11 protein-coding genes are annotated in these 13,940 nt (G+C 68.4%); 6 read left to right on the top strand and 5 right to left on the bottom strand.

Annotated features, from left to right (window positions below):
* Positions 1-176 precede the first annotated feature (176 nt).
* From RCF13_RS16800 to RCF13_RS16785, 4 genes are all read left to right on the top strand, one after another.
* Positions 177-2,660, top strand: a complete 2,484-nt coding sequence (locus RCF13_RS16800; protein WP_134969340.1) for a DNA topoisomerase I — start codon at positions 177-179, stop codon at positions 2,658-2,660.
* 98 nt (positions 2,661-2,758) lie between these two features.
* Entirely contained in the window at positions 2,759-3,349 is a 591-nt protein-coding gene (locus RCF13_RS16795; protein ID WP_005419629.1) for a Sua5/YciO/YrdC/YwlC family protein, read from the top strand.
* A gap of 43 nt (positions 3,350-3,392) precedes the next feature.
* Entirely contained in the window at positions 3,393-4,082 is a 690-nt protein-coding gene (locus RCF13_RS16790; protein ID WP_111175349.1) for a DUF4124 domain-containing protein, read from the top strand.
* 34 nt (positions 4,083-4,116) lie between these two features.
* The gene (locus RCF13_RS16785; RefSeq protein WP_231352339.1) at positions 4,117-4,827 is read left to right on the top strand and encodes a hypothetical protein; all 711 of its coding nucleotides are present in this window, start codon (positions 4,117-4,119) and stop codon (positions 4,825-4,827) included.
* Between the two features lie 49 nt (positions 4,828-4,876).
* On the opposite strand, the gene RCF13_RS16780 is transcribed toward RCF13_RS16785, so the two are convergent.
* Positions 4,877-5,653 carry an SDR family oxidoreductase gene (locus RCF13_RS16780; protein ID WP_134969305.1) on the bottom strand — a complete coding sequence of 259 codons (777 nt, stop codon included), beginning with the start codon at positions 5,651-5,653 and terminating at the stop codon, positions 4,877-4,879.
* 111 nt (positions 5,654-5,764) lie between these two features.
* Here RCF13_RS16780 and RCF13_RS16775 point away from each other — a divergent pair, with 111 nt between their 5' ends.
* Entirely contained in the window at positions 5,765-5,977 is a 213-nt protein-coding gene (locus tag RCF13_RS16775; RefSeq protein WP_134969306.1) for a hypothetical protein, read from the top strand.
* A gap of 125 nt (positions 5,978-6,102) precedes the next feature.
* Here the strand turns inward: RCF13_RS16775 and sppA are convergent, their stop codons facing one another.
* The 4 genes from sppA to RCF13_RS16755 all read right to left on the bottom strand — a co-directional run bounded on the left by sppA (position 6,103) and on the right by RCF13_RS16755 (position 11,297).
* On the bottom strand, positions 6,103-8,025 hold the full coding sequence (gene sppA / locus RCF13_RS16770; protein WP_061478137.1) for a signal peptide peptidase SppA: 1,923 nt from the start codon (positions 8,023-8,025) through the stop codon (positions 6,103-6,105).
* A gap of 115 nt (positions 8,026-8,140) precedes the next feature.
* Positions 8,141-9,505, bottom strand: a complete 1,365-nt coding sequence (locus RCF13_RS16765) for an MATE family efflux transporter (protein WP_134969307.1) — start codon at positions 9,503-9,505, stop codon at positions 8,141-8,143.
* A gap of 207 nt (positions 9,506-9,712) precedes the next feature.
* The gene (locus RCF13_RS16760) at positions 9,713-10,300 is read right to left on the bottom strand and encodes a DUF3106 domain-containing protein (protein ID WP_154351482.1); all 588 of its coding nucleotides are present in this window, start codon (positions 10,298-10,300) and stop codon (positions 9,713-9,715) included.
* Positions 10,293-11,297, bottom strand: a complete 1,005-nt coding sequence (locus tag RCF13_RS16755; RefSeq protein WP_154351483.1) for a hypothetical protein — start codon at positions 11,295-11,297, stop codon at positions 10,293-10,295. The genes RCF13_RS16760 and RCF13_RS16755 overlap by 8 nt, the downstream gene beginning before the upstream one ends.
* A gap of 412 nt (positions 11,298-11,709) precedes the next feature.
* Between RCF13_RS16755 and RCF13_RS16750 the strand changes: the two genes are divergently transcribed.
* Complete coding sequence (locus tag RCF13_RS16750) at positions 11,710-13,887, top strand: primosomal protein N' (protein ID WP_134968664.1); 2,178 nt, start codon at positions 11,710-11,712, stop codon at positions 13,885-13,887.
* The last annotated feature ends 53 nt before the right edge of the window (positions 13,888-13,940 follow it).

Here is a 13,940-nt window from a genome sequence, read left to right as displayed (position 1 = left end):
TGGCTGCTTGACAGGGGCTGGCCGGGCGTGATTCCTCTAATAAGGTGAAACCTGAACGCCCGGCACACTACCGGGCGTTCAGCGTATTGATTTGTCCGTGGCCGCTTCACTAATGCGGCCGTTTGCTCCACCCTAGCGGCCCCTTCCCTGCGGCTCGCCCCACAGACACTGCTGCCATGCCCAAGCACCTGCTCATCGTCGAATCGCCGGCCAAGGCCAAGACGATCAACAAATACCTCGGCAAGGACTACACCGTCCTGGCCTCGTATGGGCATGTGCGTGACCTGATTCCGAAGGAAGGCGCGGTCGACCCGGACAACGGGTTCGCCATGCACTACGACGTGATCGACAAGAACGAAAAGCATGTCGATGCGATCGCCAAGGCCGCCAAGGGCGCCGACGACATCCTGCTGGCAACCGACCCGGATCGCGAGGGTGAAGCGATCAGCTGGCATATCGCCGAGATCCTGAAGGAGCGCGGGCTGGTCAAGGACAAGCCGATGCAGCGCGTGGTGTTCACCGAGATCACCCCGCGGGCCATCAAGGAAGCGATCAGCCAGCCGCGCGCGATCGCCAGCGACCTCGTCGACGCCCAGCAGGCCCGCCGCGCGCTGGACTACCTGGTCGGCTTCAACCTGTCGCCGGTGCTGTGGCGCAAGGTGCAGCGCGGCCTGTCCGCCGGCCGCGTGCAGAGCCCGGCGCTGCGCATGATCGTCGAGCGCGAGGAAGAGATCGAAGCCTTCATCGCCCGCGAGTACTGGTCGATCGCTGCCGAGTGCGCGCACCCGTCCCAGCACTTCAATGCCAAGCTGGTCAAGCTGGACGGGCAGAAGTTCGAGCAGTTCACCATCACCGATGGCGACACCGCTGAAGCGGCGCGCATGCGCATCCAGCAGGCCGCGCAGGGTTCGCTGCACGTCACCGACGTGGCCAGCAAGGAGCGCAAGCGCCGCCCGGCGCCGCCGTTCACCACCTCCACCCTGCAGCAGGAAGCCTCGCGCAAGCTCGGCTTCACCACCCGCAAGACCATGCAGGTGGCGCAGAAGCTGTATGAGGGCGTGGCCATCGGCGACGAAGGCACCGTCGGCCTGATTTCGTACATGCGTACCGACTCGGTGAACCTGTCGCAGGACGCGCTGGCGGAAATCCGCGACGTGATCGCCCGCGACTACGGCATCGCCTCGCTGCCGGACCAGCCCAACACCTACCAGACCAAGTCGAAGAACGCCCAGGAAGCGCACGAAGCGGTGCGCCCGACCTCGGCCCTGCGCACGCCGTCGCAGGTCGCCCGCTTCCTGACCGACGACGAGCGGCGCCTGTACGAGCTGATCTGGAAGCGTGCGGTGGCCTGCCAGATGATCCCGGCCACGCTCAACACCGTCAGCGTCGACCTGTCGGCCGGCAGCGAACACGTGTTCCGCGCCAGCGGCACCACCGTGGTCGTGCCCGGCTTCCTGGCCGTGTACGAGGAAGGCAAGGACAACAAGAGCGCCGAGGACGAAGATGAGGGCCGCAAGCTGCCCGCGATGAAGCCGGGCGACCGCATCCCGCTGGAACGCATCCTGGCCGAACAGCATTTCACCCAGCCACCGCCGCGCTACACCGAAGCGGCGCTGGTGAAGGCGCTGGAAGAGTACGGCATCGGCCGTCCTTCGACCTACGCCTCGATCATCCAGACCCTGCTGTTCCGCAAGTATGTGGAAATGGAAGGCCGCAGCTTCCGCCCGTCCGACGTGGGCCGCGCGGTGTCCAAGTTCCTGTCCAGCCACTTCACCCAGTACGTGGATTACGACTTCACCGCCAGGCTTGAGGACGAGCTCGATGCCGTCTCGCGCGGTGAGGAAGAATGGATTCCGCTGATGGCCCGTTTCTGGGAGCCGTTCAAGGAACTGGTCGAAGACAAGAAGGAATCGGTCGACCGCGCCGAGGCCAGTGGCGCGCGCGAGCTCGGCACCGACCCCAAGACCGGCAAGCCGGTCAGCGTGCGGCTGGGTCGTTTCGGGCCGTATGCTGCCATCGGCAGCACTGCCGAGGACGCCGAGGAAAAGCCGAAGTTCGCCTCGTTGCGCCCCGGCCAGTCGATGCACACCATCTCGTTGGAAGACGCGCTGGAACTGTTCCTGATGCCGCGCGCGCTGGGCGAGGACAATGGTGAGCCGGTCAGCGTCGGCATCGGCCGCTTCGGCCCGTTCGCCAAGCGCGGCAGCACCTACGCCTCGCTGAAGAAGGAAGATGACCCGTACACCATCGACCTGGCCCGCGCCGTATTCCTGATCGAAGAGAAGGAAGAGATCGCGCGCAACCGGATCATCAAGGAGTTCGAGGGCAGCGACATCCAGGTGCTGAACGGCCGCTTCGGCCCGTACATCAGCGATGGAAAGATGAACGGCAAGATCCCCAAGGATCGCGAGCCGGCCTCGCTGACCCTGGCCGAAGTGCAACAGCTGATGGAAGAAACCGGCAAGCCGGTGCGCAAGGGCTTCGGCGCCAAGAAAGCCGCCGCGAAGAAGGCGCCGGCCAAGAAGGCTGCAGTGAAGAAGGAAGCAGCGCCGAAGAAGGCAGCGGCCAGGAAAGCGCCGGCCAAGAAGGCGGTGAAGAAAGCTGCCGCAAAGAAGGCACCGGCGAAGAAGGCCGTCAAGAAGACCGCCGCAAAGAAGTAGATCCACACCGTGCGTGGATGAGGTGGCAAGGTGTGCGGACCAACGGTCCGCACCTACCGTCCGCGCCGACCACCCCTTCTGCACGCAGCGGAGGGATAATGGAGGCCCACGCCGGGCCGGTCGCCGTCATGAAAGAACTCACCCTGAACTCTGCTGTCGCCACGCTCCGCGCCGGTGGCGTGATCGCCTATCCCACAGAAGCGGTCTGGGGCCTGGGCTGCGATCCGTCACATGAAGCCGCGGTGCACGCGGTGCTGCGGCTGAAGCAGCGCCCGATCGAAAAGGGCATGATCCTGGTCGCCGCCGAACTGTCGCAGCTGGAGGGCTGGGTCCGCCTGCAGGCATTGCCCGACGCCCGCCAGCGCGCGGTGCTGGCCAGCTGGCCGGGCGCCAACACCTGGATCCTGCCGGCCGGTCCGCACGCGCAGCCCTGGGTCACCGGCGAACACAGCGGTATCGCGGTGCGCATCAGCGCCCACCCGCTGGTCGCCGCCCTGTGCCGCGCCTGGGGTGGCCCGCTGGTCTCCACCAGCGCCAACCTGGCCGGTGAACCACCGGCCCGCAGCCGTGCCGAGCTCGATCCGCGCCTGCTGCGCCTGCTCGATGGCCTCCTCGACGGCGAGACCGGCGGCCTGGCCCAGCCAACCCCGATCCGCGACGCGCTCAGCGGCAACGTACTGCGCTCCTGAACCGACGATTGCACTGCCGCGGACAATCACGCACCCTGCCGCCATGAACCTGCTGCGCACCGCCCTGGGCCTGTGCCTGTTGCTGCCATGGACCGCACCCGCCGCCGAGGACGTGCGCGTGTACCGCTGTGTCGCCAGCAACGGCGCCGTGGCCCTGCAGGACAAGCCATGCAGCAGTGGCCGGCAGGAAGTGCGTGACCTGCAGCGCCCGCGCGACCCGGCCCCCCGGGTGGTGCGCAGCGACGCGGCACCCGCCCGGCCGGACGAGGTTCCGGTGATGCGTGATCGTGAGGTCCGCCACGTCTACCTCCAGCCACCACAACCGTTGTACGAGTGCGTAAGCGACGACGGTCGCCGCTACACCAGCGACAACAACGAGGGCAATCCGCGCTGGGTGCCGTTGTGGACCAGCGTCTGGCTCCCGCACGGGCACCACGGCCCGGTCCATCCCGGCCCACGCCCGGCCTTCGGCACGCCGGTCGGCACCCCCATCGGTGAAGGAACCGGCTACCGGCCGCCAGCGGTAGGTGTCGGTGTACAGGTTCCGGCCGGCAGCGTGCTGGTCCGCGACAGCTGCCATGCGCTGCCGCCACAGGAAGTCTGCGCGCGCCTGCGCGACCGCCGCTGGGAACTGGACCGCCGCTACAACAGCGCGCTGCAGAGTGAACGCACCGCCATCAGCAACGAACAGCGTGGCATCGACGCGCGCCTGTCGCGCGACTGCGAACGCTGAGCGCAGCACCTGCCGTGGCATGTACGCTGTGCGCATGAAGAACCTGATCTGGCTGGCCCTGGGCCTGTTCGCCGGCAACGCAGTGGCCGACGACGGGGTGATCTACCGCTGCACCTCCAGCAACAGCGATGTGCCCACCCTGCAACGTACGCCCTGCCCTGCCGGCAGCAAGCAGCAGGTGGTGCGGATTCCGGCCGCTGCCAGTGCGTCGCCCACGCCGGCCCCTGTGCCGTCGCCACCCGCACCGGCGGCGGCGGGTATGCCGCCGGCTTCCGCGCCCAGCCCCCGCCGCCCCGGCGAAGGACGCACGATCATGGAAGCCGGCATGGTCGAACGCGAAGGCGGCGATCTGATACTCGACAGTGCATCGCTGCCACGCCAGGCCGATGCCGCGCCGGACAGCAATGCGCCGCCGAAGCCGCCGCTGCCGCCCATCTTCCAGTGCACCGACAGCCAGGGCGGTGGCTACCTGCACGAATACGAGGCTGCCCCCGGCCGCTGCGAACTGATGACCGTGCAGGGCCTGGGCGGCGCCACACCGGTCAACGCTGCAGGCTGCGAAGTGGTGCGCGACCGCTGCGAGGAACTGCCGGACGCGCAGCGCTGCAGCAGCTGGCAGCAACGCTTCCGCGACGCACGTGGCCGCGAGCGGTTCGCCTCGCCGGAGAACCGCGACAAGGCCCGGGGGGAACGCGAACGGTTGCAGGGCGTGCTGGAGGCCAGCAACTGCCCGGTACCGGGGTGACTGACATGCCGGCAGTGCCGGCCGCTGGCCGGCGCTACCCCTCGGAAGATCAGAACCCGTAGCGCAGGAAACCACCATCCACTGCGATGCACTCGCCGGTGACATAGCTGGCCGCCGGCAGGCACAGGAAGCCTACCGCGGCAGCCACTTCCTCCGGCTCGCCGATACGACGCATCGGCGTGCGGTTGATCACTTCCTCGTAGTAGTCCGGGTCCGACAACGGACCGGACGTGCGCCGCGTGCGGATGTACCAGGGCGCCACCGCGTTGACCCGGATGCCATCCTCCGCCCACTCGACGGCCAGGTTGCGGGTCATCTGGTGCATCGCGGCCTTGGTCATGCCATAGACCACGCCACTGCGTACGTGGGTCAGGCCGGATACGCTGCCGACGTTGACGATGGACGACGACGCATGCCGCGCCAACAGCGGATGCGCGTAGCGCGACAGCTCGAAGGCCGAGAACAGGTTGGTCTCGAAGATCTTGCGCCATTCGTCCTCGGAATACTCCGTGGCCGCCTTGGTGACGTTGCCACCGGCGTTGTTGACCAGGATGTGCAGGCCATCGCTGTGGTCCTCCACCCAGTCCAGGATCTGCCGGCGGTCCTCGTCATCGGAGACATCGGCAGCCAGGGCATGCACCTGGTGCTGCGGATAGACGTCCAGCAGTTCGTCGCGCGTCGTCTCCAGCATATCGATGTCACGGCCCACGATCATCAGGTCGGCGCCGAGGCCGGCCAGTTCGTGCGCGATGGCCAGGCCGATGCCGGCGCTGGCGCCCGTAATCAGGGCAGTCTGGCCGTCCAGGCGCCACCGTTGCTGGGTCATGTGTCCTCCGGGGCCGCGCCCGCTGTGTTTCGATGCCGCAAGGATACGCGCTCACGGCAGGGCGTTGCCGGAGATGCGACACTGCGCGAACGCCCACCGCGGAGTACCGCCATGCGCATCCTGATCCTGTCGTTGTCCCTGCTGGCCATCGTGCTGCTGGTGGCCTGCCAGCGTCCGCCGACGCCGAACCCGGAGAAGCCACCGGTACCCAAGGCGATGTCGCGTGCGATGCAGGAGCCACTGGACCGCGCCAAGGGCGCGCAGAAGGCCGTGGATGAAGCCGCCGCTCGCGAGCGCAAGGCCGAGGTCGACGCGGCGCAATGACGAGTGGCCTATGGGGTCAGAGCCCTTTGCGAAGCCAAGGGATCCGACCCCATGAACGAGAACGCCCGGCCAAGGCCGGGCGTTTCGCTGTCCAGTAGTTCCACGCCCTGCGTGGATGGCTTCCGTCAGAACCCGCAGAAGCAGTAAGCAAGCGCCTTCACCGGTGCGCCATTGCCCTTCTCGCGGGCCGCGTTCTCGACAAAGCGCAGCTGCGTATCCACTTCCGGCATCGTGCGTGCCAGCATCATCCGTGCCATGCCCGAATCGGACAGCATCCAGGCACCGGCGCGGCTGCCGGCGAAACCGCTGACGAACTGTGCGAACGGCGTGGCCGCCTTCTCGATGTAGCGCACGCGATAAGCGTCGGCCTTGCCCAGCTTGGCACGGCTGGCAGCGTCGGCCACGGCATCCTTCAGGCCACCGAAGGCATCGACCAGGCCCCGTTCCTTGGCCTGCGCACCGCTCCACACGCGGCCGCGAGCCACCTCGTCCACCGCCTCGACCGGCTTCTTGCGGGCGTCGGCGACGCGGCCGGTGAAGTCGGCGTAGCCCTTGTTGATCACCGACTGGATGACCTGGCCCACGGCCGGATCCATCGGGCGGGTGACATCGAATGCACCGGCGAAACGGGTGGTGCCGACACCATCGGTGTGCACGCCGATCTTGTCCAGCGCGCGGCTGAAGTTCGGCACCATGCCGAAGATGCCGATCGAACCGGTGATGGTCGACGGATCGGCGTAGATGCGATCGGCATTCATGCTGATCCAGTAGCCGCCGGAGGCAGCCAGGTCGCCCATCGACACCACCACCGGCTTGCCGGCGGCCTGCAGCGCCACCACTTCACGGCGGATCTGCTCGGAGGCGAACACCTCACCGCCCGGCGAATCGACGCGCAGCACCACGGCCTTCACGTTGTCGTCGTCGCGCGCGGCGCGCAACAGCGCTGAGGTCGACTCTCCGCCGATGCGGCCGGCCGGCAGGTCGCCACCGCTGATCTCGCCGGCAGCCACCACCACGGCCACCTGCGGACGCGAGTCCACCGGGTTGCGGCGCGCGTCGAGCAGGGCCAGGTAACGCCCGAAGTCGACGTTGCGGAAACCACCGTCGGCGTCTTCGTCGGCCACGCCGCGCTCGATCATCAGATCCTCGAACTCCTCGCGGGTCTTCAGCGCGGTCACCAGCTTCTGCTGCAGCGCGAACTTGGCCAGGTCGCCACCGGCGGCGGCAATGCCTTCCGGCAGCGTGTCGATGCCGGCAGCCAGCTGCGCCGGATCCAGGCGGCGCGCCTTGGCGATGTCGCCCAGATAGCGCTGCCACACATCGTTCATCCAGAACAGGTCGGCTTCCTTGGAGGCCGGCGACGCGGCGTCGAGCACGTACGGTTCGGCCGCGGACTTGTACTCGCCCACCTTGAACAGGTGCACGTCCACGCCCAGCTTGTCCTGCAGGCCGGTGCGGAAGTACTGGCGGTAGCGGCCGAGGCCTTCGAGCACGACCGAACCCATCGGGTCCAGGTAGACCTCGTCGGCCTGCGCGGCCAGCAGGTACTGCGACTGGCCCATGCTCTCGCTGTAGGCCACCAGCTGCTTGCCGGAGGCACGCAGATCCTGCAGCGCGGCGGCCACTTCGCGCAGCGAAGCGAAGCCGGACGGCTGCAGCTTGTCCAGCTCCAGCACCACGCGCTCGATCTTCTTGTCGTCCTTGGCCGACTCGATCACCCGCAGCAGATCGCGCAGCTGGATCTCTTCGGCACCGTTGTCACCCACTGCCTTGGCCAGTGCGCGGCTGACCGGATCGGCACTGAACTGCTCGACCAGGCGGCCCTCCGGCGCGATCACCAGGGTGGTGCGGTCCTGCAGCGACTTGCTGGCACCGGCGCCCATGCCGGCGGCGATGACGAACATCACCAGCAGCAGGAACAGCAGGCCGAAGAACACCAGGTTGAGGATCAACCGGCGGGTGAAGTTCATGACGTCCCACAGCCCGATGAAGAAACTGGCGACGGGGTTGCGACGCGCCGGGGGCAGCGGGGGCACGGGTTGATTCATGGAACGCTCCGGATGGCTTCTTGCCGTGGTACCAGCATAGCCGGTGCCGCGTGATGCGGCATCGGACACAAGTCAGGGGATCGCCCGCCATGGGTCGGCATGGCGGGCAGGAAGATCAGGACAGCGCGGACTGCCCGATGCGCTGGCTGCTGCGGCGCAGGCGCCAGCCCATCAGGATGGCAGCGGCGGTCAGGCCGACGATCAGGCCGATCCACATGCCCTGCGGGCCCATGCCCAGCCCCAGGCCGAGCCCGGCGCCGAGCGGCATGCCCAGGCCCCAGTACGCGAACATGGCGATGAACATCGGCACGCGGGTGTCCTTGAGGCCGCGCAGCGCGCCCGCCGACAGCACCTGGATGCCGTCCGGGAACTGGAAGGTGGCCGCGTACAGCAGCAGGGTCGAGGCCAGGCCGGCCACTGCCAGGTCGTTGGTGTACACACCGACGATGGCATCGTGGCCGAACAGCAGCACCGCCGCTGACAACGTCTGCGTGCCCATGATGATCGCGTAGCCGGCCCAGGCCGCACGCCGCACGCCGAAGCCGTCACCACGGCCGACCGCATGGCCGACGCGCACGGTGGTGGCCTCGGCCACGCCCATCGGGATCATGAAGCACAGCTGCGCGACGTTGATCGCGATCTGGTGTGCCGCCGCTTCATTGGCGCCCAGGCGGCCGATCAGCAAGGCGGTGACGATGAACAGGCCACCTTCCATCAACACGGTGATGCCGATCGGCAGGCCGGTACGCAGCAGCTCCCAGATCGCCTTCCAGCGCGGTCCCTCGAAGTGCGAGAACAGCTGCAGATGGGCGAAGCGCTTGGTCCGCCACAGATACAGGGCGAATGCGGTCGCCTGCAGCCACATCATCACCGCCGAAGCGATGCCCAGGCCCTCGGCCCCCAACTCCGGGAAGCCGAGCTTGCCATTGGCCAGCACGTAGCCCATCGGTGCCAGCACCAGCAGGCCACCGAAGCCGAGCAGCATGGTCGGCAGCGTCCAGTGCATGCCCTCGCTGAGATAGCGCATGCAGAAGTACAGGGTCAGCGCCGGGCCACCCCAGCGCACCGCATGCAGGAACGCGGTCGCCCCCGGCACGATGTCCGGCGCGATGCCGAAGGCCGGCAGCAGCGGCGGCACCACGGTGAGGAAGGTGAACATGATCAGCCCCAGCCCTAGCGCCAGCCACAGTGCCTGGCGGAACAGCGGGCCGATCTCGCGCTCGCGGCCGGCGCCGTGCAGCTGCGACACCGAAGCGGTGAGCGAGATCAGGGTGCCGATCGGAATCAGCATCGGCAGCCACAACAGCGCCGTACCGATGGTGACTGCGGCAAGGGTCGCCGTAGCGTGGTGGCCGGCAATCACGTTGTCGACGAAGGAGATCAGACCGGTGGACACATGGCCCAGCACGAGCGGCAGGGCGAGCAGACCGGTGGCGCCGACTTCCTTGCTGAAGCACGGCGTGGAGGTTGCAGTAGACATAAGGTGCTTGACGCGAACTGCGGTTGCGCGCGAAGGGCACAGGCACCGGGTTGCGGGCGCTCATCTTACGCGGGCGGCGCCTGCATTCCCATGACATGGCGTGAATGCTGGGTTTCAGCCGCCCCACACAAAAAAGGGGGCGGAGGGGATTAAGTCGTTTCAGGCCCGTCAGTGCCGGATGCGACTTAATCCCCTCCGTCCCCTTTTCTACTGGCCGGCCTGGCGCTTCAGCCAGCTGTCGCGCTCGGCGGCGGGCACGGCGAGGAAGGCGCTGCGTACCGTGTCGCGTTCCTGCGGCGGCGTGCGCTGCGCGACCAGGGCCAGCTGGGCCAGCTGCGCCGGGTTGAGTTGGCGCAGCACGGCCAGCGCGGTCTCGCGTTGCTCCGGTGGCACGAATCCGAACAGTCCGTGCAGCTTGGGGAATTCAAGGCCCAGCTGCGGGCCCAGCCGCCATCCGGCGCGGAACGCCTGATCCTGCGCCTGGAATTGCTGCCGCATGCGCTGCTGTTGATCGGCCGGCAGCGAATTGAAGCGCGCAGCCGCCTGACGGATGCGCTCGCGCTCTGCTTCCGGCAATGCGCGCCAGGCGGCGTAGTCGGCACGGCGCTGTCGCTGCTGCTGCGTATCCAGCTGAGCGAATTCGGCAGGTGCTGTTGCAGCAGCCGACGCCGGCGTGGCCGGCGAACTGCCCGGAACTGGTGGCGGCAACGGCACGCTCAACGGCTGCGGTGCGGCGGACAGCGACAGCGACAGCGGCAGGGCCAGCAGCAGGCTGGCGAGCACGGACTTATTCATCGGCGGCAGCAGTTTCCAGCGTGGCACTGGCCGGCTCCGGCCGGCTCGGCTTGGCTTGCGATTCATCCACCGGCAGCGGGCCGCCCGCGGCAGTCCACGCGTACAGGTCGGCATCGGCGACCAGCGGGTAGTCGCGGTCTGCCAGCATCGCTGCGTCATCATTGGCTTGCGCCTGGCCCGCGTGCGGTGCGGCGTCGACCCTGCTCGGTGGCAGGGCTTCCACGGTCACCGGACCGGCTTCGGCCACCACGCCCTCCGGCAAGGGTGCATCGCTGCCGAACGAATGTCCCTGCAGGTGGCGCCAACCCAGCGCCGCGGCCAGCAGTACCGCCACGGTCACCAGCAGGATCAGCGGACCGCGCCAGCGCGGCCTGGCATTCGCGCGGCGGCGCTTGGCGTTGGCGGCCGCACGCTCGTCGCGCTGCGGTGCGCGCCAGCTGGAGGCCGGTGCTTCATTGTGGGTGGTGGGTGCGGCCGGCTGCTGCAGTTGCTGCAGGCGCGCGGCCGGCAGGTCACGGACACGGGCCTGTACCTGCTCGGCCAACTGGCGCCAGGCCGCGGCATCGGGCCGGCCCTGGGCATCACGCGGGCAGGCATCGGCCAGCAGGTGCTGGTAGCCGGCCTCGTCCTGGTCGAGCACGCGCATGGCAATGCCCTCGTCGAGGCTGCCGCCCACCCGCAGCAGCAGCGCCAGTCGTGGAAGTGGCGGCATCGCGCCCAATGCGGCCAACGACGGCGCCCACTGCCCGCCCGCCGGCTCGCGCAGCGCCTGGCGCTGGCCCAGCAGGGTCCAGAAGCGGGTCGGCCATTGCGCCATCGGCAGGTCGCTGGCGACCGCCGCAAACGCGCGCATCACCGCCACCAGGGTCTGCTCGGCACGCGCGGCATCGCCGCACTGCAGTTCAGCCACCACCAGGGCGCGGCGCTCGACGCCACGCAGGAACGCCGACAGCGCGCCGGCCGCGGTCGAGGAAACAGGGGCGGGCACAGCCGTCATCGGTCACTCCAAAGGTCTGCCGGCATGATAGCGGCAGCCCATCGGCACCCGTAGGACTTGCGCCCACAGGCACTTCGTGCTGCAGGTTGTGCACAGCACCACGCTCCCCGCGCGGGAAACTGCGGCATGCAGCTGAATTCACTCTGTTTCAGCAATGTTTCACACTCAAGTTGTTGATTTTGAATGCCTTTTAAGTGTGGCGATTTTTTGACCAACCCAAGCGTGAGCTCGTCGCCATCGGCCTCCTGGGTTGCCGTCGACCGGTAACGCACAACGTTATCCACAGAACATGTGGATAAGACTGAATCTCCAATGGACACCGATATTTAGGTGACATTTATGATTCAACGGTCGTGCCCGGGCACCTCTGCCCCCTGCCATTCGCGCGCGCATGGCCCGTTACACTGGCCCGATGCTTTCGCCCATTCCGACCCTGCAGGTCGCCCTGCCCGTCCCCCTGCCCCGCCTGTTCGACTACCTGTCGCCGGAGGGCGATGGCCCCACGGCCGCGGTCGGCTGCCGCCTGAAGGTGCCGTTCGGCAACCGCGAGCTGGTCGGCGTGGTGGCAGGCCACGGCCAGACCGACGACGGCCAGGGACTGCGCCAGGCGCTGGCCTGGTGCGACCGGCAGCCGCTGCTGCAGGGCGAACTCTGGCAGAGCCTGCAGTGGCTGGCGCGCTACACCCATGCGCCACTGGGTGAGGTGCTGAGCACCGCCCTGCCCGGACCGCTGCGCCATGGCGAGGCCCTGCCCGACACCCACCACTGGGGTTGGCAGCTGACCACCGAAGGCCACGCCCAGCGCGAAAAGCTGCGCGCCGGCAGCCGTCCGCGGCAGCTGGCCGAGCTGCTGGCCGGAGCGATCGTGGATGAGGACGTGCTCGGCGAACGCATGGCCGACTGGCGCACCGCTGCACGCAGCCTGGCCAAGCGCGCGCTGGCCGAGCGCGTGGCGATGACGGTGGCACCGCAGCATGCGCAGCCGCTGCCCGGCCCCACGCTCAACCCGGACCAGGCCGGGGCGGTGGCTGCGATCAACGCTGCCGACGGCTTCCAGCCGTTCCTGCTGGACGGCGTGACCGGCAGCGGCAAGACCGAGGTCTACCTGCAGGCGATCATCCATTGCCTGGCGCAGGGCAGGCAGGCGCTGGTGCTGGTGCCGGAAATCGGCCTGACCCCGCAGACCCTGGCACGTTTCCGCGGCCGCCTCGGCATCGCCGTGCACGCCTTGCATTCGGGGTTGAACGACAACGAGCGCGCGCGCGTCTGGGCGGCCGCCTCACGTGGCGAAGCACGGGTCATCGTCGGCACCCGCTCGGCGGTGTTCACGCCATTGCCGCAGGCTGGCCTGCTGATCGTCGACGAGGAACACGACGGCAGCTACAAGCAACAGGACGGCATCCGTTACCACGCGCGCGATTTTGCCCTGGTCCGGGCCAAGGCACTGGGCATTCCGGTACTGCTCGGCAGCGCCACCCCTTCGCTGGAAACGCTGCACAACGCCTACGCAGGGCGCTACACGCACCTGCGCCTGAAGCAGCGCGCCGGCGATGCACGGCCACCGCGCGTGCGCATCCTCGATGTACGCAAGCGGCCGCTGCACGATGGCCTCTCGGCCGATGTGCTGGCCGGCATCGGCGAACACCTGCAGCGTGGCCAGCAGGTGCTGGTGTTCAAGAACCGCCGGGGCTACGCACCGGTGCTGCTGTGCCACGACTGCGGCTGGACCGCGCCGTGCCAGCGCTGCGATGCGCCGATGACCGTGCATGGCGGCGGCCGACGCCTGCAGTGCCACCACTGTGGCGCGCGCCAACCGGCGCCGTTGGCATGCCCGGCCTGCGGCAGCCTGGCGCTGCAGCCGCAGGGCATCGGCACCGAACGCCTGGAAGAACACCTCACCGCCGCCTTCGCCGATTTCCCGGTGGTGCGCATCGACCGTGGCACCACCTCACGCCGCGATGCGCTGGAACAGCAGCTGGCGAAACTGGGCGACCAGCCCGGCATCCTGGTCGGCACGCAGATCCTGGCCAAGGGCCATGACCTGCCGAAGCTGACCCTGGTGGTGGTGGTGGGCATCGACGAAGGCCTGTTCTCCTCCGACTTCCGCGCCAGCGAGAAGCTGGCGCAGCAGCTGATCCAGGTGGCCGGTCGCGCCGGGCGCGCACGTGACCCCGGCGAGGTCTGGCTGCAGACCCATCACCCGGGTCACCCGCTGCTGGAAACCCTGGTGAGCGGTGGCTACCACCCGTTCGCGCAGGCCGAGTTGAACCAGCGGCAAGCCGCAGGATTCCCGCCATTCGCGCACCTGGCGTTGATGCGTGCTGAAGCGCAGCAGGTGGAGCATGCCAATGCGTTCCTGCTGGCTGCGCGGCAGTTGCTGGGCGAGCAGAACGTGGTGGAGGCGTACGGCCCGATGCCGGCGCCGATGCCGCGGCGCGCGGGCTACCAGCGCACACAGCTGCTGCTGTCGGCGCCGCAGCGGCCACCCTTGCATGGCGTGCTCGCGCAGCTGGTGCCGCAGCTTTATGCGCTGCCGGAAGCACGCAAGGTGCGCTGGTCGCTGGATGTGGATCCAACGGACCTGTATTGATCCCGTAGAGCACTGCCGAGCATGGCTCGGCACTACCGTAGAGCCGAGCCATG

Source organism: Stenotrophomonas maltophilia group sp. RNC7 (assembly GCF_030910085.1).
Taxonomy (GTDB): domain Bacteria; phylum Pseudomonadota; class Gammaproteobacteria; order Xanthomonadales; family Xanthomonadaceae; genus Stenotrophomonas; species Stenotrophomonas sepilia.
This window is presented reverse-complemented; position numbering and strand designations above follow the sequence as displayed.

Coding starts and splice junctions, on each gene's coding strand:
- RCF13_RS16800 (WP_134969340.1), top strand. CDS start 177: ATGCCCAAGCACCTGCTCATCGTCGAATCGCCGGCCAAGGCCAAGACG.
- RCF13_RS16795 (WP_005419629.1), top strand. CDS start 2,759: ATGGAGGCCCACGCCGGGCCGGTCGCCGTCATGAAAGAACTCACCCTG.
- RCF13_RS16790 (WP_111175349.1), top strand. CDS start 3,393: ATGAACCTGCTGCGCACCGCCCTGGGCCTGTGCCTGTTGCTGCCATGG.
- RCF13_RS16785 (WP_231352339.1), top strand. CDS start 4,117: ATGAAGAACCTGATCTGGCTGGCCCTGGGCCTGTTCGCCGGCAACGCA.
- RCF13_RS16780 (WP_134969305.1), bottom strand. CDS start 5,653: ATGACCCAGCAACGGTGGCGCCTGGACGGCCAGACTGCCCTGATTACG.
- RCF13_RS16775 (WP_134969306.1), top strand. CDS start 5,765: ATGCGCATCCTGATCCTGTCGTTGTCCCTGCTGGCCATCGTGCTGCTG.
- sppA (WP_061478137.1), bottom strand. CDS start 8,025: ATGAATCAACCCGTGCCCCCGCTGCCCCCGGCGCGTCGCAACCCCGTC.
- RCF13_RS16765 (WP_134969307.1), bottom strand. CDS start 9,505: ATGTCTACTGCAACCTCCACGCCGTGCTTCAGCAAGGAAGTCGGCGCC.
- RCF13_RS16760 (WP_154351482.1), bottom strand. CDS start 10,300: ATGAATAAGTCCGTGCTCGCCAGCCTGCTGCTGGCCCTGCCGCTGTCG.
- RCF13_RS16755 (WP_154351483.1), bottom strand. CDS start 11,297: ATGACGGCTGTGCCCGCCCCTGTTTCCTCGACCGCGGCCGGCGCGCTG.
- RCF13_RS16750 (WP_134968664.1), top strand. CDS start 11,710: ATGCTTTCGCCCATTCCGACCCTGCAGGTCGCCCTGCCCGTCCCCCTG.